This is a genomic window from Enterobacter cloacae complex sp. HYC042_NIDB (genome assembly GCF_056673315.1).
In genome coordinates this window covers 1785565-1809601 of record NZ_CP109650.1, presented here as the reverse complement: position 1 = coordinate 1809601, position 24037 = coordinate 1785565, and the positions used below count along the sequence as shown (strand labels likewise).

Sequence of the window (24037 nt, the reverse complement as noted above, 5' to 3'; positions counted from 1 at the left end):
TCGATGGCGTAGAGCTCTTCCATTTCTAAGCTGCCTGTACGGCAGTGCACGGAAATTATCGGGCAGGGTTCTATCCCTGTAGTTTCTAAGCTGCCTGTACGGCAGTGCACCCGGACTCAAGCGAGACGGGGAGGGATATCCTTTTCTAAGCTGCCTGTACGGCAGTGCACTGGAATAATATCCTCACACAATCATGATTTTCATACAAAAAAAGCTAAAAACCTTTATCTGACCCTCTTTTTCACCCACTCAAAACTTTCATTTAAAATCAACCTATTACAAGAACGATAAAAATTAGGGTCAAAACATCGTTCTTCTCACAAACCACCCTGCACAAAAAATCCCCATTCCACTCCATCGGACAAATGGCTATACTTAACCATGACAAATGACATTAATCAGGAGGTAACATGAGAACCTGGATCCCCGCCAAGAAACCTGCTGATAACGCACTTTGGCGCTATGCCGGTTTACCCGCGAACAGAGGTATGCGGCTGATAGAATTTCTCAACCAGGGATTGCCCGTCAGCGTGCTCGACAATATTCATGAATGGACGGCCATGTCGAAAGCGGACATTTTGCGCGTTACCGGGATTAACGAACGTAACGTGGCCCGCCGCAAAAGCGCGGGACGGACGCTGACGCCGGATGAGAGCGAACGCGTAGCCCGTTTTGTTCGGGTGCTGGATGCGGCCGTCGACTATTTTGGCAGTAAAGAAGAAGCATGGAACTGGCTTCAGTCGCCGGTGCGCGGGCTTGGCAATGTTGCGCCTGTTGACCTGATCGCTACGGAAACCGGTGCACTGGAAGTCACCGATTTGATTGGTCGTCTGGAACACGGAGTGTTTGCATGATTTTTTATCGGCTGGTGACGGGACGCTATGCCAGCGAAGCGTGGAGTGGAAGCGGCGCAAATCAGTACGGCGGTCGCTGGAATCATAAAGGCCACCCAGCCGTGTATGTGTCCACCTCCATCTCGCTGGCCTCACTGGAGATTTTGGTGCACGTCAGAAAAGATACCGTGTTAAATCAGTACCAGCTTTTCAGCATTGATATCCCGGATGACCAGATTGATTACCTGGATAAAGCCTGGCTCCCCGAGGACTGGCAGGAAAATCCGGCACCGGTATCGACGATGGATCTGGGAACCGGGTGGTTGCAGGCTAGCAGTGCCCTCGCGCTTATCCTACCTTCCTGCATCATACCCTATGAAAACAATGCCATCCTTAACCCCTTACACCCGGCATTCCACACGGCGCTCGGTTCTGTTCAGCAACTGCCCTTTATTTTTGATACCCGTCTCGCAGAAAAAACCGCACCCTGAACGCTGATGCGGCTGTGTTTTCTCAGAACCAGGGAACTGTCGCTGTCGCGCTCATCCCGTAGGTTGAAAAGCGTCCATCCACGGGTGCGGGAAGCAACTCACCATGACGAATAAAAAGCCTGAAAGACTGACCTGTTGAGAGGCTACGTAAATTAAGCCAGGGCAAATCAGTCCGCGCCTCTTCCATTTTTAATAGGCGCTGCTGCGCCTCTTCCTCAGTGATCCATCCTTTTTTTACCGAACGGCGCATAAGCCGCTGCGCGCTGCTTTTCACCTGCACACGGGACACGCATCGCCATTGCTTTACCTCTGGAACGGGTTGTATCGCCGTGCACAGGCAGTAATCGCTTAGTCCCTTTCGCCATGCCAGGGAGTCGAGCTCGCTTAACGCCTGTTGCGAACCGTGCAGGCGTAACATCGCGCCGGGCTTTATGCCATGTGCAGGGAAGCTGATACCAATATCCCCCAGCCCCCGCTGTCCCAGCGCACGATGCAGTTTAGCCATCAGCGCGGCCATCAGCATCTCCTCGCTGAACTCCGGGTCGGGCAGGACGCGGATCTCAAGATAGTGATCCATAACCACTCCTTACTCGCCCTTCTCACCGAAGACGCCGCCGCGGATCAGGACGGCCATCACATAATGCTGCTGTTCAACGTCAGGCTTTTGGCCCTTCGTCACCCAGTTGTCCAGCAAGGTATAGAAGTCCATTTTCTCTTTCGGCTGACGACAAGCCACACCGCGACTGGTGACTGAGCCGTACGGCTCAACGGCAATAGCGCCCAGCGCATCTACCTGAGGGTGCCAGGTATCGATAGTTCGAATGGCATTACCGATTTTCTGCGAATGCATGCCCGCAACGCTGTCTACCTGATACAACAGGCGGCTCTTGCTGCTGTTGCTGTCCAGAACCAGCTCCTGCGACGGGAAGATCTCCTGTCCGGCACCGAGTAGCACCTGCGCTTCGACGTTCAACAGCACAAAATCTTCGCCGCTAAGCCCTTTTTCGATTTCCTGGGCCAGTGCGTTTAGGCTCTCGTCGCTGGCAGAAAAATCTCGCAGCGCATAACTGTACGCATCAAACGTCCACGACTTACTGCCCGTCACGGTCACGATAATTTTTTCTGCACCGACGCGGTTACGCCATAAAAAACGTCCGTTCGCCAGGTTAGTTGCGTAGCGGCGCGCCAGTTCGGCAAAACCGTGTTCACTGATATAGCCGTCGATAACCTGCTGAAGTTCATCCTGATAGGCGCGATCGTTACACACTGATGGCGTCGACAGGTTGCCCAGCACGCGTAGGGTAAACTTCACCTTCAGGGTGCCTGCATCGGCAGGAAGCGCCGCCACATCCACACGCTGCAGGTTCGCTTTCTGGATCTCGGCATCCAGTTTAGCCGGATCGTTGGTCAGGGCATTTTTCAGGCGGTTCGAAATCGTACCGCGGACCGCCTTTTCCTGTATACGGATCGGTTGCCACTGCTTGCCCTGCCAGCTTCCGGAATACATCACCGCATCCGAGGTTGCCAGCTTACGTTCAAATGCCAGTACGGATGCCGTTTTAACGGCCGTTGGAGCCTTTGCCATAGATAAGTCCTTTTTAATTAAGATGTTCAGTTGTCACCGGCGCGCCCGCGCCCTGACAGTAATAGCCCGTTTCCGTCGTCCGATAACGCCAGAAAATCTCGTCCAGTGACCGAATACGGTGCAGACCGCACCACTCGCCCACGCCATACACCGCTTCGGTAAATGCAAAGGGCGTTTCCGCATCGCGCGCGTTTGCCACGACGCCAGGGGCGTAGAGTTCAGAGATACGCTGGTAGCCGGTCATTAATGGCACCAGATAACCGGAATTGGGTTTGGGAACAACATGCCAGTTGGCCGGTTCACCTTCGCGTATGTTGCCGTCTTCCGGCGTTTCGGCCTGTATTTTTAGCGCAGCAAAATCCAGCCAGGCGTCAAGCAGCGTGGCGTTAGGATCGTTTTCAAGAAGCATTTGATGATGTTCGCCCAGCCAGCTACTTCGGTCGCGTAAAGCAAAGCCCGGCATCAGTTGCCACTGTAATCGGCCCATCTCCTGAGCGCTGGCAGGCATCGCCATAACGGAAATATTCTGGATATCCACGATGATTCCTCCGGCCAGCCGGAGCGTAGGGCACACCTGAGACAGAAACTCGGCCAGGTCGCGTTGCCCGTATTCACCGTTGGGGATTTCCCCGTGACACTCGAGCAGCAGCGAAACCGTCATGTGCATGCGCCCCTCTTCGTTAAAGGAGGCCGTTTTCGCGTCCCGTGTAAGCGGATTGCGGGTCAGGGCAAACTGATAATCGCGGCCAGACGTGTGAGCATGGATCTGTTGTTCGTGGCTGACCACGGCACAGCCATCAATGCGCAGCCCGTGCGTTTCGGTCAACCTGCGCGACAGCGCATGGGCAAATCCCAGGAAATGGGTAATGGCGGGGAAACCGTAAGTCAGGCCAGCAATCGCGTTGGCGTTTTCGACGCTGATACGGCGAAGCAGGATCAAGGAACTCATTTCAGCGCCTCCCGGATAATTTTTTCCATCTCACGCAGGTTATTGCGTAAACGCTCACGGGTTTGCCATTCACGCTGTTCCACATACCCCAGGTCCTTCAACGCCTTGCTCAGACGCGCGTTAAGCCACAGGGCAAAATCTGTCGCGACGCTAACCTGCCAGTCGTCTTTATCCCGCTCGAGCCGAAAAGCCTCATCGGTTTTGGTGCGCCAGGGATCGAGCCAGAGTTGTTGATGAGTGACTAATCGTTCGCACGAGAGCGTCCAGTTTTGCCACGTATCACGCTGTAGTTCTGACGCCACCACAAACAGCAGGTCGATAAGCGCATCAATGTATTCATCACGCGCTTCGCGAATACGGACGTTGGTGTAATCACCGGTTCTGGTCAGTAAAGACACAAGCAGCTGGACAGTGCTGTTTGCACGTCGATCAAACTGACCACCTGAAGTGAAAATAGAACGTAACGTCGTCGGCGGCTTGTCTGCTCTTTTCCACTGCGGCGGCTGACAGGAAAGCAGCCAGCTACGCCCGCCGCGGACGCTGTTGAGATAGGAAATGTTTTGCGGTTTGGTGCCACCAAAGTGTATTTCCGCTGAATGCGGGAAAAGCGTCAGCGGAGTGGGATGCCAGGTTTTCTCCCGGCGCGCTTTCCAGATGGCTTTAACATCGTCGCCAAAACGGAAGGCAATCATTTTCTGATGCATGGCGTGAACAAGCGAGGTGGCAAATAACGGGCTCAGCAGATGGTAATTTTCACCTACCGGGAAATAGCCCTGTTTAGCCAGCTTGTGTGAAGCGAGCTCTCCGGGCGTTAAGGCACGGGAAAATCCCGCAATCCATTCATCCAGTTGGTTTGCGTCATCGGTAAAAGCTGCCAGCGCAGCGCGATCTCCGCGTTTCAGGCTTGCCAGTAGAGAATCACCACCGTTAACCCGCGTTTGCAGTAATTTCGCGACGTCCAGCGCCGCGGCGTTTCCCACGGCATCCGGTTCCAGACCTGACAACGCAGCGGTGCTGAGATACCCTTCCAGCGCCACTGCCTCGCTGTAGATACTGCTGCTTTTTGAATCCCCGTGGGTAAATTTCGCCGCATGGGTCACGAGGTTAATTTGTCCGGCTCGCTTCGCGGCATCCGTCAGCCAGGCTCTCGGTTCATAGCGAAGCTCCAGTTCCCGGCGTTCTGCCGCAAGCGTTGCGCTATCTGTATCGCTACGCTTTGCGGCCTCTTTATCAAATGCTTCCAGCTTTGTTTGCCGTCGTCCGGCAATGTACTCAGCGATGAAAACGCTTAGTGCTTCAACTGACATACTCGCTCCTGGCTCCTTATCGATATTCCCTGAACACACCCAACACCGGGTGATATAGCCATTGCTCTGTCTCCTCCTCCCTGCTGATCCTCAATGTGATTTCGCCATACCGTAGCGATACCGCAGCCAGCTCCATCTGTCTTGTCTCGGCCAGCGCCTGTAATACCTCGCCATAATCAATCGCCATCCACGGCTCTACGCCGTGAGCCATCGATAAGGTCTTCTCGCAAAACCGTCCCGCAGGCTTTAACACCCCGTTTTCCTGCATCAGGCAAAACTCAGGTTGCTCACCTTCCTCCTCCATACTCAAAAAGAAAGTATCCTGCGGCGACGAGCGGCGAAACGGCGTCCGCCGCTGCAACTCACCGTTCCACGTCAACGGCAGCCGCCACCACGACGCGGCTACCGCATCTGACCGTTCGCCGCCGTCCAACAATGCGGCTCGCAACCGGGCATGCTCCAGCGCCGCCAGCGCATTGCCGGGCAGGTTTTCAACGATGCGCGGGATCGCATTCAGCGTGCGATAGCCCTCTTCGCTGAGTAGCTCATGGAGATCGTGGTGAGGCAGAAGATGATGTTCAGTTTCAAAACCGGGTCGGCAGTAGGCGACCTTTTCTCCGCGAAGCGCACGCACATTGCGTTCCAGAATCACAAGGTTTTCGCTCTCAGGCACGATCTGACGATGCCGCTGAATACGCCCTGCAAACTGAATAAGTGAACGCATCGAACTCGGCTCGATAATCCCCCAGTCGGCATCAAAATCGCGCCCGACTTCCAGAACGGATGTGCCGAGCACGACAAAGAGATGATGCTGTTCCGGTGACGTCAGCGCCTGCTTAACGTCAGGCAACTGCCAGACCTGCTGCGGTTTGTGCCGCGCGAACGCGGCATCGAGTCGTTTTTCAATCGCCGCACGCACAGCCAGCGGGTGCTGGCTGTGGTACACGCAATAATGAATGCGGTAATTCTCCGGAGAAGGTAATGCCATCAGCGCCTGCGCGACGGCAACCAGCGGGTTGATGTTCGCCATCCTCACCAGACCAAACGACACGGTTTTGCCGCTTTTGTGCGTGCTGCGATGATCGTCGTGCAGCGCGATAATTTGCTGGTGTAGCGTCTGTGCCAGCGCGGAGATGACATCTGCCGACCTTGAAGACTGTGTCTCCACGGCAGCCAGTTTCCCCAGACGAAGCCGCGGCTGTTCAGGCAGACGTTTGATTCGCTGGCGAACAAAGTCGTCATGCGCCCGGCGAAAATGCGCATCGTCGGTCACATCCTGCGACTGCGCGCCGTATTCATCAAACCAGGCGCAACAGATAGTCGTCGGTCTGTCCGACTGACCGCACGCCGCCTGCCAGGCTTTGCGCCCTTCCCGATAGGCTTCAAACAGCGCTTCCGTTAATGCAGGGGGCAGCGTTGCGGAGGAGAGCAACACGCGAGAGCCGAGCATGCCCGCCCAGTTCACTAGCCGACAAAGGGCGTGCAAATCATCAACGTCAAAATCATCAGGCTCGTCAAGCACCAGGTCGCTGGTCAGCAGGCGCAGCATGGCGGGGATCTGCCTGCCGCCGCGCACGCCTTCCGTGGCAGGCATCAGGTGATCGATGGTTGTCACCAGCACCGGGGCACTGACCAGACGGTTGAGCGCCGGTTCTTTCGCCAGCCATTGCTGCGCGATCCCGCTACTGGTCGCCCCTTCATAATGCACGTAATGATGGCTGGCGAAGAACGCTTCGTCGCTGGCGCTACTGATATCTTCGGTATCATTGCCCTGATACAACTCCTTCACGGCTGCGGCACCGGTCACCACGGCCAGCGTGTCGTCATCCAGCCCCAGGCGCGTCTGCAAAGCCTGCCCCGTTTGCAGCGTCAGCGTGCGTAACCCCAGCGCCACGCTGAAACGACATCCCGCCTGCTCATCTGCCAGCGCGTACATAATTCTGGCATTGGCGAAAGTTTTACCGCATCCGGTGGAGGCCATACTGATACCGAAGAAGCCCTGTTCTGCGCTCTTCTCACGCAGGGAAGAGGCGACATCCCAGGCCTTGTTCTGCCAGTCAAAACGCTCTTCTTTCGCCCTTTCCCGAAACGTTTTATGCCGGGCGATGGCGGGCAATGAACGGCGCAACGCAGGAAGAGAACGCCCCATCAATAGCGCCTGATGCGCGACACCGACATTGTGCTCATCCAGTTTTTGCTTAAGCTGCCCGGACTGGCGGTCGCTGTTGGCCCAGCACGGGATGGCATCGTCCTGCCATCCTGAATAAGCGGGTTGTGAGGAGTACACGTGATCGGCCAGCATCAGCGACAGGCGGGCAAGATGGAGGGTGAAGAGATTATCCAGCGATCCCGCGTGAAGCAGCGCAGGCAGGTTCCGGATGCGTTTACCAATTTGCCGGGCCTTCTCGCGCCAGGCTTGACTCTTTAGCGGCGTTCCGTGGGGGAATTTCCAAACATTTTTAAAATCACGCGCTTTCCACTGATGTTTTTCGGTAGATTTATGATTAAGCGCGTTCCAGTCCGCATTTAGCTGCCGCTCAAGCCAGCCTTCGCTGTACAGTAACGAGGAATTTGCCGGGTACGGTTGAGGTAAGCGGTGGTGCGATAGCATTAGCCACGCCACCACCCTCGCTAACGGGGGCAATTTTTCGAACGGGCTATTGCTCCACTCTGCGCTGTCCATCTTCAGCGCTTTCAGCATGGCTTTTTCGTCAGCGGCCTTAAGCTGCGTTAACGATGCCAGCCACTGTTCATCGCTACGCTCTCCTACAAACGCCTCGAACAGACGAACCGAAATCCACTCGTGGCGGTACGGCTGACAAACGTGCTGACTTTCCCCCTTGAGCGTCTGCTGGAAGCACATCCCCGCTTTGCCAAAATCATGAAATAGCCCGGCGATCGCCGCCAGCAGGGCGATGCTTTCCGCGCTTTGCCAGCGGTGTTCACCGTCGTTGCGAATAACTTGTAGCGTCGTGCGATTCGTTGGCACCCGCCCCTGCGCGTTAAAGCGACGCAAATTTCCGACTATCCACAGCAGTTCGGTTTGACCGTTTTTTTTCAGCCAGTGGCAGGCCACGGCGGTGTTACGACGGGCCGTTTTACGCAGCAGCTTGCGCAGCGTGACGACGCCTTCCATTGTAATCGTCGTCTGCCAAGCCGCGTCACCCGTGCGCTCAGCAAACTGATCGATAATCCGGCAGCTTTGCTCGCGCGCACGTTTGGTACATCGGGAGATAATCAGCACATTCATTTTTCAACGCCCACCAGAGAGTGCGAGGTTTCCTGCAAGGTAGCGATCATCACATCCAGCGCTTCTGCCTGTTGAAACGCGTTGATGCAGCGCTGACGAAACTGTTGATTATCCTCACCCTCCATCGCCGCAATAAAGGCCTGCGGCATAACGAGGGCGTCTTTGATTAAATCGGCAATATCAAAAACCAGCCCGCCGCGTCGGGTTTTTCCGTGCATGACGGCCAGACCATGAGGAATGCCCGTCACCCAGGCCGCGACGGCCGCCAGCCCGTAGGCCAGATAGTTGCCCTGATCGAGAAAACAGTTGGCCATATCCGTCCCGCCACCGCGTTTGGCGCGGGTAAAGCTGCCATAGCCCACCGTCTGGCTGGTAAGTTTGTAGAGCGATTTTGTGAGCTGCGCTTCCTGGAGCATCAGCGAGGTGTGATCCTGTGCGTTTTCCATACCCGTTCTGGCCCGCTCCAGAGTAGCCTCCAGCACGACCTTATCAGGCTGAAAAGGCGTTTCTCGCTGTATTCGCAGCCTCTCCCACTGTTTTTCAATTTGCTGTAAACGGATAAATTGAAACCGCTTTGCCGCCTGCAGACGTTTTTCTTCATCAAACCAAAATGAGACCCAGTTTTGTAAATATGCGGTCGGACGGTATTCGCTTTGCGGGCTGAGCCAGGAGACGTCAATGTCCACCTCGTTCGCAGAATACAGCGGTGTGCCATCCGTTCCACAGAAACCGACCATCACGCCAGCTCGGGCAAACTCCCGCATTGCCATTTGCGTAACGGATGTTCCCATTCCCAGCATCACTGCCGTGGTATTCGCGATGGGAATATTCCAGTAAAAAGACTCTTTCCCTTCCTGGGTGACATATTCAACACGCCCACCATTCACCTGGATGCGGCATTTCTCCAGGTAATAAATGTTGGCGCGTTTTGAATGCAGGATGGTTTTTAAATCTGTTGGGGTAACGCTGTTTGCAGGCATAGCAACGGCTTTTATTTCAAGGTAATGAATGCGGATATGTTATCGGAGATGAGAGAAATACAAATGTGATATATATCAAATGAATGGAAATTTCTGTGATAACTCAACAAAAATACAACCTTTTTTAAAAGTATTATTTTTACAAATAATATATACACGGAATATAATTAACCCCTGAATGGGATTTTTATTTAATCTGCAAATGGAAAGCGTGTGGATGATGGTATTTCGTTTTAAATAGACGAGATGAATATTTGTGAGGAATGGGTTTACTTGTACTGTCTATGGGACAGTAACGCTATTTCCACGGCATTAAAGCCCAGAGGGGCTTTCAAAGCTGACTGTACGGCAGTGAACAACGCCCCGTTTCCCTGTCCCTCTTCCGACACGTTTCTAAGCTGCCTGTACGGCAGTGAACGCGCCTCAGAAGTTGGTCCCCCCGCTCCGCAGTTTCTAAGCTGCCTGTACGGCAGTGAACACTGACTTGTGCCGGTGACCTGAATCGCGTCGTTTCTAAGCTGCCTGTACGGCAGTGAACACCCTCGATCAAATCCACGCAGAAGCAATGCATTTCTAAGCTGCCTGTACGGCAGTGAACAAATCCAAATCAACCCCAACGATGACGCTCGATTTCTAAGCTGCCTGTACGGCAGTGAACACGATGTCAGCGATATCGAACGCGATATTGAACTTTCTAAGCTGCCTGTACGGCAGTGAACCTGTTAGAAGTGCAGAGCGTCATCATCGGAGATTTCTAAGCTGCCTGTACGGCAGTGAACTAGCTCACCATCCTGGAACCATTGGGCTATCATTTCTAAGCTGCCTGTACGGCAGTGAACTTTTTATGCTCAATGTCGTGACGACACAACCGTTTCTAAGCTGCCTGTACGGCAGTGAACTGAAAGGAAACTACGCCATCTTATTGTTAGAAAAGAAAATAATCAACTTCCTGCATAAAACCCTTTTTTCTGGTACGTAAATTCGCATTATATAAATCAAAAGGTTACGTAATCATCAAAAAAAAAGGGTCTAGCCGGTGGCGTCAGGGGCCTACTTCGGACGTCACAAACTACATTCAGGAAATAATGTGAACTACCGTTTCTGCACGTTGAGGCGCAACGACATCTGCAACCATAGAATGCGTGATGTCATGGAGCAGTCCTGTAAGAAGCGGCAGCATGTCGCGGTCAAAATGCGACACCAGTAGCACATGATTCAACGCCCGGCAGTAATCACACTTCGTTTCTGTATCTTCAAGCAACCACTCTTTTTGTCGCGGTTGTTCCGCTTCTTCCTCAAATTCCACCACCTGAAAATCACGCATTGATTCTGTGAGGCCGGATTTCACCTCTTCCAGGTAGGCTCCGAGACAACGGCAAACGGGCTGCGTTTGCGGAAGTGATTTGCAATCCAGCAGGATTTCGGTGAGCAGTTGGCAGCGCTCTGCAAGGGTTGGGAGATCGGGGTTGAGGGAGAGTTCGGTGTAGAGTTGGGCGAAGCTATTAATATTAGTCATATGTGATCCTTTATGCACGCAAGATTATCTGTGCACACACTTTCAGGACGCCAATCCCGGCACCTGATTTTGCAGGTGCGCCGCCATTTTATTACTGTGGATTTATCCAGCAACTGACTTCGAAAGAAACTGGAAAGCGCCTCGCAAAATTCCTCTGCGGCCTGCTGCCCTCTCCCACGGGGATAGGGAGAAAAGCAGGCATAAAAAAACCGGGCTATAGCCCGGTTTTTAAGACCTACCTTACAACTCAGTGAGCCGCTTCCGGCTTGTGCTTCGCCGCACTCTGGAAATCGTACGTCAATTCGTTCTTCGCCTGGTCCAGCGCCACGGTCACCTGACCGCCGTCTACCAGCGAGCCAAACAGCAGCTCGTTCGCCAGCGGTTTCTTCAGGTTGTCCTGAATCACGCGCGCCATCGGACGGGCCCCCATCGCGCGGTCGTAGCCTTTCTCGGCCAGCCAGTTGCGGGCCTCCTGGCTCACTTCCAGCGAGACGCCTTTCTGATCTAGCTGAACCTGCAGTTCGACGATGAACTTATCCACCACCTGATGGATCACCTCGGTAGACAGGTGATCGAACCAGATAATGTTGTCCAGACGGTTACGGAACTCCGGCGTGAAGATCTTCTTGATCTCCTCCATCGCATCGGTGCTGTTATCCTGGTGGATCAGGCCGATGGATTTGCGCTCGGTTTCACGTACCCCGGCGTTAGTGGTCATCACCAGCACCACGTTGCGGAAGTCCGCCTTGCGCCCGTTGTTATCGGTCAGCGTCCCGTTGTCCATCACCTGCAACAGGATGTTGAACACGTCCGGGTGCGCTTTCTCGATTTCATCGAGCAGCAGGACCGCATGCGGATGCTTGATCACCGCGTCGGTGAGCAGGCCGCCCTGGTCAAAGCCGACGTAGCCCGGAGGTGCACCAATCAAACGGCTGACGGTGTGACGCTCCATATACTCGGACATATCAAAGCGCAGCAGCTCAATGCCCAGCGCTTTGGAGAGCTGAACCGTCACCTCGGTTTTCCCCACGCCGGTCGGGCCGGCAAACAGGAAGGAACCAACGGGCTTGTGGTCATGCCCCAGGCCGGCACGGGCCATCTTGATCGCTTCGGTTAAGGCCTCAATGGCTTTATCCTGACCAAAGACCAGCATTTTCAGGCGATTGCCGAGGGTGCGCAGCGTATCGCGATCGCTCTGAGAAACGCTCTTCTCAGGAATACGCGCGATGCGGGCGACCACGGACTCGATATCCGCCACGTTAACGGTTTTCTTACGCTTGCTGGCCGGCATCAGGCGCGCACGCGCCCCGGCCTCATCAATCACGTCAATCGCCTTATCCGGCAGGTGACGGTCGTTGATGTATTTCACCGCCAGCTCCACCGCCGCACGCACCGCTTTCGCGGTGTAACGCACGTCGTGGTGCGCTTCGTACTTCGTTTTCAGGCCGTTGATGATCTGCACCGTTTCGTCAACCGACGGCTCGGTGACGTCGATTTTCTGGAAACGACGCGCCAGCGCGCGATCTTTCTCAAAAATGTTGCTGAACTCCTGGTACGTCGTGGAGCCCATCACGCGGATCTTGCCGCTTGAAAGCAGCGGTTTGATCAGGTTTGCTGCATCCACCTGGCCACCGGAAGCCGCCCCTGCGCCGATGATGGTGTGGATCTCATCGATAAACAGGATGCTGTTGGTGTCCTGCTCCAGCTGTTTCAGCAGCGCCTTGAAGCGTTTTTCAAAATCACCGCGGTATTTAGTGCCCGCCAGCAGCGAGCCAATATCCAGCGAGTAGATGGTGCAGTCGGCAATCACTTCCGGCACGTCGCCCTGCACAATGCGCCAGGCAAGACCTTCGGCAATCGCCGTTTTACCCACGCCTGACTCGCCCACCAGCAGCGGGTTGTTCTTGCGGCGACGGCACAGCACCTGAATCGCGCGCTCCAGCTCTTTATCGCGGCCAATCAGCGGGTCGATGCCGCCAACGCGAGCAAGCTGATTAAGGTTGGTGGTGAAGTTTTCCATACGATCCTCCCCGCCTGCTTGCTCTTCATTGTTATTGACCTGATTGCTGGAATCCGATGCCTGGTTAGGCTCGTCTTTGCGCGTTCCGTGAGAAATAAAGTTAACCACGTCGAGGCGGCTGACTTCGTGTTTGCGCAGCAGGTAGGCAGCCTGTGACTCCTGCTCGCTGAAGATGGCGACTAAGACGTTTGCGCCAGTCACTTCGCTACGTCCGGAAGACTGGACGTGGAATACCGCGCGCTGCAGCACGCGCTGGAAGCTGAGCGTCGGCTGCGTGTCGCGCTCCTCTTCACTGGCTGGCAGCACCGGTGTGGTTTGTTCGATGAAGGCTTCGAGTTCCTGACGTAGCGCCACCAGATCCACGGAGCAGGCTTCCAGCGCTTCGCGGGCAGATGGGTTGCTAAGCAGTGCGAGCAGTAAATGCTCGACGGTCATAAACTCATGTCGGTGCTCACGCGCTCTGGCGAAAGCCATGTTTAAACTGAGTTCCAGTTCTTGATTGAGCATAGGCACCTCCCCCAATTTTATGCCTTATCAGGCCTTTTCCAGCGTACACAGCAACGGATGCTCGTTCTCCCTCGCATAGTCGTTCACCATCGCCACTTTGGTTTCCGCCACTTCGGCGGTAAAAATGCCGCAGATAGCTTTGCCACGATAATGAACGGTAAGCATCAGTTGCGTTGCACGTTCTACATCATAAGAAAAGAACTTTTGTAGCACGTCAATAACAAATTCCATCGGCGTGTAATCATCGTTCATTAACATAACTTTATACATAGATGGCGGTTTTAGCGCGTCGCGCACTTTATCTTCCGCCAGCTGGTCAAAATCCAGCCAGTCGTTGGTCTTACCCATTTTGCATAACCACTTTGAATCTACCTCAGATGTTAGATAACAATCATCTATTACTGTCATCCGCGATGTCTGTCACAAACTGTTGCAATAGCGTTAACTGCTTCAAACTTTGGTTGATTATTGTCCCAACTCCAGCGCCAAACGCTTGACGACGTCTTTCGTTTATCTAAATTGTACAAGCGTGAGATGGCGAGGTTTTGAACAGCCCCCACTCCACCACCGGTTCATTCCATCTTAATTTATAAGATTTACGAAGGATGTCGAAGCATGGAAATGGGTACTGTTAAGTGGTTCAACAACGCCAAGGGGTTTGGCTTCATCTGCCCCGAAGGCGGCGGCGAAGATATCTTCGCTCACTATTCCACCATTCAGATGGATGGTTACAGGACGCTCAAAGCCGGGCAGTCCGTCCGGTTCGATGTACACCAGGGACCAAAAGGCAATCATGCAAGCCTAATCGTACCCGTTGAAGCAGAAACGGTTGCATAGCTCTCTGTTTTATTGTGTACATCACGCAGTCAAAATGCCAGCCCGATCGGCTGGCATTTTTATTTTCGGGTTATTCCCGAGCCAGCGCGTCCACCGGATCCAGCCGCGCCGCGTTGCGCGCAGGCAGCCAGCCAAACAAAATCCCGGTAAAGGTGGAACACAAAAACGCGGTGAGTATCGCCATCGGCGAGAAGCCAATCTCCCAGCCGGGTAAAAAGAGCTGGAGCGCAAAGGCAATCATCATCGAGAGCGCAATGCCCATCGCGCCGCCCACCAGGCATACCAGCACCGCTTCAATTAAAAACTGCTGAAGCACGTCGCTGGCCCTGGCCCCAACCGCCATGCGGATGCCAATCTCCCGGGTGCGTTCAGTTACCGACACCAGCATGATATTCATCACCCCGATACCGCCAACGACCAGCGAGATCACCGCCACCAGCGTCAGGAACAACTGAAGAGTACGTGTGGTCTTTTCCGCCGTTTTCAAGAGGCCGTCCATATTCCAGGTGAAGAAATCCTTCTTCCCGTGGCGCAACGTTAACAGCCGTTCCAGCTGCTGTTCCGCCAGCGCGCTGTCGTAGCCCTCCTTCACGCGCACGGTGATGGAGTTAAGCCACGACTGGCCCATAATCCGCCCGGAGATGGTGGTATACGGCAGCCAGACGCGCAGGATCTTGCTGCTGCCGAACATCGACTGCTTCTCTTCCGCCACGCCAATGACCGTGGCAGGCATGTTGCCGACGAGGATCACTTCGCCCACCACGTTCGCTTTATTGGGGAAAAGCTGCCTGCGCGAGTTGGCGTCCAGCACCACCACCTGCGCCCTCCCCGCCAGCTGCTCGGCGTTGAAAGTGGCCCCTTCGCTGAAGGTCATGCCGTAGACGTTGAAGTAGTCGCCGCTCACGCCGTTGGCGCTGGCCGCCACGTCGATGTTGCCGTAGCGCAGACGCAGGTTTTGCGAGACCGCAGGCGTGGCGGAGTTCACCCACGGCTGCTTCTGAATCGCCGCCAGATCGTCATACTTGAGCGCCTGCTGATACTGCGGCTCGTCGTCGCCGAAGTCTTTGCCGGGATAGACGTCAATGGTGTTGGTCCCGATGGCGCGGATATCCGCCAGCACCAGCTGCTTGGCCGCGTCGCCCACCACCACAATCGACACCACCGAGGCAATACCGATAATGATGCCGAGCATGGTCAGCAGGGTGCGCATTTTGTTGGCCGCCATCGCCAGCCAGGCCATGGTCAGCGCTTCACGAAAGCCGCTGGAGAACTGCGCCCAGCCGGTCGACGCAGGCAGCGCTTCCTTCGGTGCCGCCGCGCGGGACTCACGCGGCGGCGGGTTGCTCACCAGCTCGCCGTCGTGGATCTCTATAATGCGTTCGGCCTGCTTTGCCACCTGCGGATCGTGGGTAACGATAATCACCGTGTGGCCCTGATCGCGCAGCTGGTGCAGGATCGCCATCACCTCTTCGCCGGAGTGGCTGTCGAGCGCCCCGGTCGGTTCATCCGCGAGGATCACCTGCCCGCCGTTCATCAGGGCGCGGGCAATACTCACGCGCTGCTGCTGGCCGCCGGACAGCTGCGAGGGCTGGTACTCCACCCGCTCCGCCAGCCCCAGACGCGTTAACAGCGCCTTCGCGCGCTCGAGGCGTTTCTTCCGCTCAACGCCCGCATACACCGCGGGAACCTCCACGTTCTGCGCCGCGCTCAGGTGAGAGAGCAAGTGGTAACGCTGGAAGATAAAGCCAAAGTGTTCCCGGCGCAGCTTCGCCAGCGCGTCGCCGTCCAGCGTGGAGATATCGGTTCCGGCCACGCGATAGGTACCGCTGGTGGGTTTATCCAGACAGCCGAGAATGTTCATCAACGTCGATTTACCGGAGCCCGATGCCCCGACAATCGCCACCATCTCGCCCGCCTCCACGCTCAGGGAGATGCCTTTCAGCACCTCCACCGGGCCGTCGCCGGACGGATAGCTGCGACGAATGTCCTTCAGCTCAAGCAGCGCGGTCATTTAGCGGCTCCGGGCAGGCTTTCACTGACAACAACCTCCTCGCCCTCTTCCAGCCCTTTCTCCACTACCACGTCGGTGTCGTTGCGCGCGCCAATCACCACCTCGCGCTCGCGCGTTTCACCGTTGCGCAGCACTTTCACCTTGTAGCGATTGTCCCCGGCGGATTCACCCAGCGCGGAGAGCGGAACGGTCAGCACGTTCTTCACGCCGGTCAGCTGGATGTGCACCTGCGCGGTCATGTCCAGGCGCAGCACGCCCTTCGGGTTTGGCACTTCAAAACGCGCATAGTAGAAAATGGCGTCGTTAACCTTTTCCGGCGTCGGCAGAATGTCTTTCAGCACGCCTTCGTAGCGGGTCTGAGGATCGCCGAGTACGGTAAACCAGGCATTCTGACCCGGCTTAAGATGGATCACGTCCGCCTCGGAGACCTGGGCCTTCACCAGCATGGTGCTCATGTCCGCCAGCGTCAGAATGTTTGGCGCCTGCTGGGCGGCAATCACCGTCTGGCCCTGCAGCGTGGTAATTTGCGTCACTTCCCCGGCCATCGGCGCGACGATTTTTGTGTAATCAAGATTGGTTTTCGCCGTATCCAGCGAGGCCTGATTACGCTTGATTTGCGCGTCGATCGTGCCAATCTGCGCCTGTTTCACCGCCAGTTCAGTCGCGGCGGTGTCTAAATCCTGTTTCGAGATAGCCTGGGTTTTCGCCAGCGCCTGCTGGCGGGTCAGCGTCACCTGCGCCAGGTTACGCTCTGCCTGCGCCTGCGCACGCTGTGCGCGCAGCTCCATCAGCGTCGCTTCTACTTCGCGGATCTGGTTCTCAGCCTGCTCGGGATCGATAACGCCAAGCAGCTGGCCTTTTTTCACCTTGTCGCCAATCTCTACCGACAGCGTTTTCAGCTGGCCGCTGACCTGAGCGCCGACGTCAACTTTGCGCAGCGCATCAAGTTTGCCCGTCGCAAGGACATTTTGCTGCAGTTCACCCGGACGAACGATCAGCGTCTGGTACTGCGGCACAGGCGCGTTAAGCACCTGCCATAACCAGAATCCACCGGCTACAATCACCAGCGCCAGCAGCAGAAACAGCGTTCTGCGTTTTCCCTTGAGGTTCATAAATATTCCAAATAAATGTTCTGGCAATAATAAACGTTGATTCTATCTAAACGACTCCTTAACGAAACCCCTGTTCTCCGAAATCACCTTAATTTGTTTACAAGACGTTGATATTTCCCCTGCTGAAATAGCGGTATTCCAAAAGACTCAGGATTTATCATGTCTTCTATCGTCGATACACCTCTTCCAAACCTGACGCAGCCGACATCCGGCTGGCAGCTCTTCAAAAATCTGGCGTTCGGCAAGATCGCGCCCGGCCTTGCATGGCAGAACCCCGCCTATCGCCGTAAGTTCATGCTGCGTTCTCTGGCGACGCCCGTGAGCACGTCTCGCCTGTTAACAAACCTCGCTAAGCAGCCGCGTCTGATGCAGATGCTGCAGGTGCAGCCCGGTCTGCCGTGTCGGCTTCATCGTCCCTGGCTGACGGTGAAGATGGATCGCCAGCACGCGCTGGAATCCCTGAACTGGCACTATCAGGCCATGAGCCGCCAGCTCCCGACCACGCTCCTGAAGGGCTATCTTTCGACGCAGGGGACTACGCTGCTGACCTTAACCGGCAAAGATGAACAGCAATTTACCGTCCGCCTGTGTGCCGATGCGTTCCTGGATAAAGAGGGAGAGGCCACCCTCACCTTCTGCGACGTTCAGAATACGGTGCTGGCGGAGCTAACCTTTACGCTCTGCCAGTTTGAAGGAAAATCGACGCTGTTCATCGGCGGTTTGCAGGGCGCGAAAGCGCATGTTCCCCATGAGCTGATCCAGAAAGCGACGAAGGCCTGCCACGGTCTGTTCCCGAAACGCCTGCTGGTTGAAGCCGCCATGACGTTCGGCGCCGCATTCCCGGTCGCGCAGATTGTTGCCGTCAGTAATGCCACCCATATTTATCGCAGCTGGCGCTACCGCAAGAAAAAAGAGGGAAAACTGCTGGCCGATTACGACGGCTTCTGGAGTTCCCTCGGTGGGGAAAAACAGGAGAGCGGCCACTTTATGCTGCCGCTTGCCATGCCGCGTAAACCCGTAGAAGAGATCGCGAGCAAAAAACGCGCCGAATACCGTCGCCGCTACGCGCTGCTGGATAGCCTGATTCAGCAGGTGAAACAGGCGACCGAACGTTAATCCGCCCTTCCGCGTGCCAGCCACAGCACGCGGGAGAACATTTTCCGCAGCAGGGTCGGAACCGCCTCTACGCCCCGCCTTCCCGCTTCCGTCGCCACTTCAATGGCTAAGTCCGGTTTCGACGAACGGTGAATAGCTTTGGCGATCACGCGCCGCATGTTCATCGGGACGTCGACCGGCACCATCGCAATGCGGTGGAATACGTCGTCAAAGCCCTGACGGTACATAAAATGCTCCATGTCCATCGCGGGCAGCATCGTTAAATGATCCCGTTCTTCTTCCCGCTCGTTGTTCAACAGGCTGCGCACGGTTGAGGCATATTTTTTCCCCGCCTCGTCGCCGTCCACCAGCACATGCCATTCAATTCCCATCCGGCGGGCAAATTTGATCAGCGGCTTGAGTCCCGACTGGGCGAATTCAATCACCTTGATGCCTTCCGCATCAAAATGGTGGCCGCACTGGCGCGCCAGTTCGTTGATGACCCAGGTCTCCGTTTCCCCTTCCACCAGCAGCCAGCAGCGGGCGAAGAGCGACGAGGCGCGATTAAAGCGTATATGAAACGCGATTCGCCGCCCGTCTTCGGCGTTCATCCCGCCGGGCCCGAGGCGGTATGCGGATACGCGGGAGGACTCGCGCACCAGACGGCAGATGTGCTCCACCGGCGTCAGCGATAGCAGCTCACCGGAGTTGGTGGTGGTAATCCGCTGGAGCGGCAGCAGATTCAGCAGGTGCCACGCCACGGAGAGCATGATGGGGTGCAGGCGCGTTTCCGGATCTTCCACCAGCAGCAGCGGGCGGGCATCCCGGTCAAGACGCACGGTGCCCTTCGCCTGCAGAAGCGTTGAAAACAGCCCCAGCAAAATCACCCGATGGGTACGCCCGCCGGGCCGGTCGATCATCCGGTTGATGATGTCGAGATAGCGCCAGCTGCGCTGTTCATCATGAGAACGGCGGCGCATCAAACGATGGCGCGACTCCGAGGTGCCCTGCTCGGAAAAATAGTGCTCCAGCAGTTGCACCATCGCCGACAGCCCCTGACGAATTTGACCATCGGTGAGGTTTTGCGGACGCGACACCAGCTCTCGCGCCAGGAAATCCAGCTCGCGGGCGGTGACTTCCACCTCCGGCATATTCGGTACGGTGCCGTTACGAATACGGCGCATAAAGCGCGCATCACGCAGGCGTAACACCGGCGTCAGGCGGATAAGGTGACGCGCCAGATCGTCGATATTCTCCAGCGGAATCGGGTTGGCTTTCTCATCGAGGAATTCACGCAGGGTCAGTACCCCCTCGTTTTCCGCCATCTCACCTTCCAGCCGATAGAAAATCCGGTGGAAACCGTCGTCGCAGGGCACCCAGCAGGGCGACAGCGGGCGGAAGCGACGCACGCGGTGACGGCCGGGTTCGGATTCACGGAACGTCAGGATGATATGCAGGTGCTTCTCGCGGCCCGCGATATCGCCGGGCGGGAACCAGAAATCATCGTGGACGAAGTGATACAGCTTGTCTTCGGGTGAAAGCAGCAGCGTCAGCGCATCCAGCAGGCTGGACTTACCCCACGCGTTCTCACCGATCAGGACGTTGTTCTGCTCCAGCTGCAGCGACAGGCGGTTAATACCGCGAAACCCGACAATTTCCACACGTTCGAGAAGCATAAATCCCCCGCGAAATGATCACTTTTTCCTTTAAGTTATCAGCAGTATAGCGGCAGGAACCCTGGCACGACAGCAGAACATTCCCCCTTGCGGGATTTGAACTATGCTCTATTTACCGCTGATTTGAACAAGGATTAACATCACATTGCCTTAAATCAAATTAACCGAATTTATTTAAGTGGCGAAGGGATGTTGTTGGTTTTTAAAATACGGGCTCTTTGAGTCGTCATCCCTTTATGGCGATATATCCCGCGCGCGGGAAAACGCGTGGAAAATTATTTTGAGGTGGTTATGTTTAGAAAATTGGCAGCAGAATGCTTTGGTACATTCTGGCTGGTATTTGGTGGCTGCGGTAGCGCCGTTCTGGCAGCAGCATTCCCGGAATTAGGTATTGGTTTTGTCGGCGTCGCGCTGGCATTTGGCTTAACCGTATTAACCATGGCTTTCGCCGTGGGGCATATTTCCGGCGGTCATTTTAACCCGGCGGTGACATTAGGCTTATGGGCGGGCGGGTGTTTCCCGGCGAAAGAGGTTATTGGCTACATCGTGGCGCAGGTGGTTGGCGGTATTATTGCGGCGGGCGTGCTGTACGTCATTGCCAGCGGTAAAGCAGGTTTTGACGCGGCGGCCAGCGGCTTCGCCTCTAACGGCTTCGGCGAACACTCTCCGGGCGGTTATTCCATGCTTTCTGCCATTGTAATTGAAATTGTACTGACCGCAGGCTTCCTGCTGGTGATCCACGGTGCAACCGACAAACACGCGCCTGCAGGCTTCGCGCCCATCGCTATTGGTCTGGCGCTGACGCTGATCCACCTGATCTCCATTCCGGTGACCAACACCTCCGTTAACCCGGCGCGCAGCACCGCCGTCGCCATTTTCCAGGGCGGCTGGGCGCTTGAACAGCTGTGGCTGTTCTGGGTGATGCCGATCGTCGGCGGTATTCTGGGCGGCGTGCTGTACCGCACTCTGCTGGAAAAACGCGATTAATCTTTCCCTCCCTCTCCCCGTGGGAGAGGGCCGGGGTGAGGGCAACAGGCCGCACCCCCACATAGACACAAGCCGGGTAAGGCGTAGCCGCCGCCCGGCTTTCTTTTGCCGCTTTACTGAGCAGCCTTTATTGGGTAGTGTCTCTGGCGCTTAACAGAAACTCAAAAGGACCGGCTGTTCATGTTTTCAGGACTCCTCATTATTCTGCTGCCCCTGATTGTGGGCTATCTTATTCCGCTGCGTCATGAATCGGCCTTAAAGCTTATTAACCGTTTTCTCAGCTGGATTGTTTACGTCATTCTGTTCTTTATGGGGATCAGCCTGGCCTTCCTGGATAATCTGGCGACAAATTTACTTTCCATCCTGCATTATTCTGCGGTCACCGTGGTGGTTATTTTGCTGTGCAATATTGCCGCCCTGCTGTGGCTGGAACGCACTATTCCGTGGAAAAATAATCACCACCAGGAAAAGCTTCCCTCCCGAATTGCAATGGCGCTGGAATCATTAAAGCTCTGCGGCGTCGTGGTGCTTGGATTTCTTCTGGGCCTTACCGGATGGACATTTTTGCAGCACGCGACGGACGCCAGCGAATATACCCTGATCTTCCTGCTGTTCCTGATTGGTATTCAGCTGCGAAATAACGGCATGACGCTGAAACAGATTGTCCTGAACCGTCGGGGAATGATCGTTGCCGTTATGGTTGTCGTCAGCTCAATGGTCGCGGGCGTGATTAATGCCTTTATTCTCGATCTGCCGCTAAAAACCGGCCTGGCGATGGCCTCCGGGTTTGGCTGGTACTCCCTCTCCGGTATTCTGCTGACCGAATCCTTCGGCCCGGTGATCGGCAGCGCCGCCTTCTTTAACGATCTGGCTCGAGAGCTGATTGCCATCATGCTGATCCCGGGTCTGGTTCGCCGCAGCCGCTCGACGGCACTGGGCCTGTGCGGCGCCACGTCGATGGACTTTACCCTGCCGGTCCTCCAGCGTTCGGGCGGGCTGGAGATGGTGCCCGCAGCCATCGTTCACGGCTTTATTTTGAGCCTGCTGGTTCCCGTCCTGATGGCGTTTTTCTCTGCCTGATACCTCTGTGGCGGTAGGGCTCCTGCCGCCAAAATTGCGCTAAATCAATCTCCCTCTATTTTGTCGCAGAAAGCTCTTTTCACCGTTCTGGCACAGGCATACCCTTAAAAATGTATATTAAATATAACTTTTACAGGTGTGATTATGTTTTGTGTGCAATGTGAACAAACCATCCGTACCCCGGCAGGCAACGGCTGCTCTTACGCGCAGGGTATGTGCGGTAAAACCGCAGAAACATCAGACCTTCAGGATCTGCTGATAGCCGCCCTGCATGGTCTTTCCGCCTGGGCCTTCAAAGCCCGTGAATACGGCATCGTCGACCATTACGTCGACAGCTTCGCGCCGCGCGCGTTTTTCTCCACGCTGACTAACGTCAACTTCGATTCTCCGCGCATCGTCGGTTATGCCCGCGAAGCGATTGCCCTGCGCGAAGCTTTGAAAGCGCAGTGCCTGAATGCCGATACCAGTGCCCGCGTGGACAACCCAATGGCGGAGCTTCAGCTGGTGAGCGACGACCTCGGCGAGCTACAGCGCCAGGCCGCAGAATTTACCCCTAATAAGGACAAAGCGGCGATTGGCGAGAACATCCTCGGCCTGCGTCTGCTGTGCCTGTACGGCCTGAAAGGTGCAGCGGCCTATATGGAACACGCGCACGTTCTCGGGAAGTCAGATAACGACATTTACGCCCAGTACCACAAAATTATGGCGTGGCTCGGCACCTGGCCTTCCGACATGAACGCCCTGCTCGAGTGCGCAATGGAAATCGGCCAGATGAACTTCAAGGTCATGACCATTCTGGATGCCGGTGAAACCAGCACTTACGGTCATCCGACCCCGACGCAGGTCAACGTCAAAGCGACCGAAGGCAAATGCATCCTGATCTCCGGGCACGACCTGAAAGATCTCTACAACCTGCTGAAGCAGACCGAAGGCACCGGCGTTAACGTCTATACCCACGGCGAAATGCTGCCCGCCCACGGCTACCCGGAACTGCGCAAGTTCAAGCATCTGGTGGGTAACTACGGCAGCGGCTGGCAGAATCAGCAGGTAGAGTTCGCCCGCTTCCCTGGCCCTATCGTGATGACCTCAAACTGCATCATCGACCCTACCGTGGGCGCGTATGACGACCGCATCTGGACCCGCAGCATCGTTGGCTGGCCGGGCGTGAGCCACCTTGAAGGCGACGATTTCGGTCCGGTTATCGAGCAGGCGCAGCAGATGGCGGGCTTCCCGTACAGCGAAATCGAACATCTGATAACCGTTGGCTTCGGTCGCGAAACGCTGCTGGGTGCGGCAGATTCTCTGATTGACCTCGTCAGCCGTGAAAAGCTGCGCCACATCTTCCTCGTTGGCGGATGCGACGGCGCGCGCGGCGAGCGTAACTACTTCACCGATTTCGCCACCAGCGTGCCGGATGATTGCCTGATCCTGACCCTGGCGTGCGGTAAATACCGTTTCAACAAGCTGGACTTCGGCAACATCGAAGGCCTGCCGCGCCTGATTGATGCAGGCCAGTGCAACGATGCTTACTCGGCCATCATTCTGGCGGTCACGCTGGCGGAAAAACTCGGCTGCGGCGTGAACGATCTGCCGCTGTCCCTGGTGCTCTCCTGGTTCGAGCAGAAAGCGATTGTCATCCTGCTCACCCTGCTCTCTCTCGGCGTGACCAACATCGTAACCGGCCCGACCGCGCCAGGCTTCCTGACGCCGGACCTGCTGGCGGTGCTGAACGAGAAATTCGGTCTGCGTTCCGTGACCAACGTTGAAGATGATATGAAGCAACTGCTGAGCGCGTAAGGAG

At 55.8% G+C, this 24037-nt stretch carries 19 protein-coding genes and 2 CRISPR repeat arrays (1 of these 21 cut by a window edge); of the genes, 7 read left to right on the top strand and 12 right to left on the bottom strand.

Annotated features, from left to right (window positions below):
* Positions 1 to 170: direct repeats of the CRISPR family, unit length 28 nt; unit sequence TTTCTAAGCTGCCTGTACGGCAGTGCAC; it reaches 955 nt to the left of the window's first position.
* Positions 171 to 410: 240 nt separating this feature from the next.
* Both parS and OKF39_RS08605 read left to right on the top strand, forming a co-directional pair.
* Positions 411 to 854: a type II RES/Xre toxin-antitoxin system antitoxin gene (parS, locus tag OKF39_RS08610; RefSeq protein ID WP_045261776.1), complete on the top strand. Its 444-nt coding sequence runs from the start codon at positions 411 to 413 to the stop codon at positions 852 to 854.
* Positions 851 to 1324: an RES family NAD+ phosphorylase gene (locus OKF39_RS08605; RefSeq protein WP_126817675.1), complete on the top strand. Its 474-nt coding sequence runs from the start codon at positions 851 to 853 to the stop codon at positions 1322 to 1324. The genes parS and OKF39_RS08605 overlap by 4 nt, the downstream gene beginning before the upstream one ends.
* Before the next feature lie 22 nt (positions 1325 to 1346).
* Here OKF39_RS08605 and cas6f read toward each other — a convergent pair whose 3' ends face one another.
* From cas6f to clpS, 9 genes are all read right to left on the bottom strand, one after another.
* Complete coding sequence (cas6f, locus tag OKF39_RS08600) at positions 1347 to 1901, bottom strand: type I-F CRISPR-associated endoribonuclease Cas6/Csy4 (RefSeq protein ID WP_045261778.1); 555 nt, start codon at positions 1899 to 1901, stop codon at positions 1347 to 1349.
* A 9-nt stretch (positions 1902 to 1910) separates the two neighbouring features.
* Positions 1911 to 2909 carry a type I-F CRISPR-associated protein Csy3 gene (gene csy3, locus OKF39_RS08595; protein WP_479983679.1) on the bottom strand — a complete coding sequence of 333 codons (999 nt, stop codon included), beginning with the start codon at positions 2907 to 2909 and terminating at the stop codon, positions 1911 to 1913.
* Between the two features lie 13 nt (positions 2910 to 2922).
* A complete protein-coding gene (gene csy2, locus OKF39_RS08590; RefSeq protein ID WP_049136595.1) occupies positions 2923 to 3858 on the bottom strand; it encodes a type I-F CRISPR-associated protein Csy2 in 936 nt (311 codons plus the stop codon).
* Complete coding sequence (csy1, locus tag OKF39_RS08585; RefSeq protein WP_333021159.1) at positions 3855 to 5165, bottom strand: type I-F CRISPR-associated protein Csy1; 1311 nt, start codon at positions 5163 to 5165, stop codon at positions 3855 to 3857. Before csy1 ends, csy2 begins: the two co-directional genes overlap by 4 nt.
* A gap of 16 nt (positions 5166 to 5181) precedes the next feature.
* Entirely contained in the window at positions 5182 to 8415 is a 3234-nt protein-coding gene (gene cas3f, locus OKF39_RS08580) for a type I-F CRISPR-associated helicase Cas3f (RefSeq protein ID WP_479983678.1), read from the bottom strand.
* Entirely contained in the window at positions 8412 to 9395 is a 984-nt protein-coding gene (gene cas1f / locus OKF39_RS08575) for a type I-F CRISPR-associated endonuclease Cas1f (protein ID WP_479983677.1), read from the bottom strand. Before cas1f ends, cas3f begins: the two co-directional genes overlap by 4 nt.
* Before the next feature lie 329 nt (positions 9396 to 9724).
* Positions 9725 to 10294: direct repeats of the CRISPR family, unit length 28 nt; unit sequence TTTCTAAGCTGCCTGTACGGCAGTGAAC.
* Between the two features lie 176 nt (positions 10295 to 10470).
* Positions 10471 to 10911 (bottom strand): hypothetical protein, encoded by a 441-nt coding sequence (locus OKF39_RS08570; protein WP_049136603.1) that lies wholly within the window; start codon positions 10909 to 10911, stop codon positions 10471 to 10473.
* A 247-nt stretch (positions 10912 to 11158) separates the two neighbouring features.
* Entirely contained in the window at positions 11159 to 13438 is a 2280-nt protein-coding gene (gene clpA / locus OKF39_RS08565; protein WP_028012550.1) for an ATP-dependent Clp protease ATP-binding subunit ClpA, read from the bottom strand.
* Positions 13439 to 13465: 27 nt separating this feature from the next.
* Positions 13466 to 13786: an ATP-dependent Clp protease adapter ClpS gene (clpS, locus tag OKF39_RS08560; RefSeq protein ID WP_006174393.1), complete on the bottom strand. Its 321-nt coding sequence runs from the start codon at positions 13784 to 13786 to the stop codon at positions 13466 to 13468.
* Positions 13787 to 14053: 267 nt separating this feature from the next.
* Here clpS and cspD point away from each other — a divergent pair, with 267 nt between their 5' ends.
* On the top strand, positions 14054 to 14275 hold the full coding sequence (cspD, locus tag OKF39_RS08555; protein WP_006809408.1) for a cold shock-like protein CspD: 222 nt from the start codon (positions 14054 to 14056) through the stop codon (positions 14273 to 14275).
* A gap of 70 nt (positions 14276 to 14345) precedes the next feature.
* Here cspD and macB read toward each other — a convergent pair whose 3' ends face one another.
* Together macB and macA are read right to left on the bottom strand one after the other, a co-directional pair.
* Positions 14346 to 16286 carry a macrolide ABC transporter ATP-binding protein/permease MacB gene (gene macB / locus OKF39_RS08550; protein ID WP_049136608.1) on the bottom strand — a complete coding sequence of 647 codons (1941 nt, stop codon included), beginning with the start codon at positions 16284 to 16286 and terminating at the stop codon, positions 14346 to 14348.
* Entirely contained in the window at positions 16283 to 17398 is a 1116-nt protein-coding gene (gene macA / locus OKF39_RS08545; protein WP_041910641.1) for a macrolide transporter subunit MacA, read from the bottom strand. Before macA ends, macB begins: the two co-directional genes overlap by 4 nt.
* Before the next feature lie 159 nt (positions 17399 to 17557).
* Here macA and OKF39_RS08540 point away from each other — a divergent pair, with 159 nt between their 5' ends.
* On the top strand, positions 17558 to 18514 hold the full coding sequence (locus OKF39_RS08540) for a VirK/YbjX family protein (RefSeq protein WP_028012547.1): 957 nt from the start codon (positions 17558 to 17560) through the stop codon (positions 18512 to 18514).
* Here OKF39_RS08540 and OKF39_RS08535 read toward each other — a convergent pair.
* A complete protein-coding gene (locus OKF39_RS08535; protein ID WP_041910643.1) occupies positions 18511 to 20169 on the bottom strand; it encodes an ATP-dependent endonuclease in 1659 nt (552 codons plus the stop codon). The two genes, OKF39_RS08540 and OKF39_RS08535, sit on opposite strands and share 4 nt — an antisense overlap.
* Before the next feature lie 291 nt (positions 20170 to 20460).
* On the opposite strand from OKF39_RS08535, the gene aqpZ reads away from it, so the two are divergent.
* The 3 genes from aqpZ (at position 20461) to hcp (ending at position 24033) form a co-directional block, all read left to right on the top strand.
* Positions 20461 to 21156 carry an aquaporin Z gene (gene aqpZ / locus OKF39_RS08530; protein ID WP_479983676.1) on the top strand — a complete coding sequence of 232 codons (696 nt, stop codon included), beginning with the start codon at positions 20461 to 20463 and terminating at the stop codon, positions 21154 to 21156.
* A 180-nt stretch (positions 21157 to 21336) separates the two neighbouring features.
* Positions 21337 to 22236 (top strand): LysO family transporter, encoded by a 900-nt coding sequence (locus OKF39_RS08525; protein ID WP_028012543.1) that lies wholly within the window; start codon positions 21337 to 21339, stop codon positions 22234 to 22236.
* A 144-nt stretch (positions 22237 to 22380) separates the two neighbouring features.
* Entirely contained in the window at positions 22381 to 24033 is a 1653-nt protein-coding gene (gene hcp / locus OKF39_RS08520) for a hydroxylamine reductase (RefSeq protein ID WP_479983675.1), read from the top strand.
* Positions 24034 to 24037: the final 4 nt, after the last annotated feature.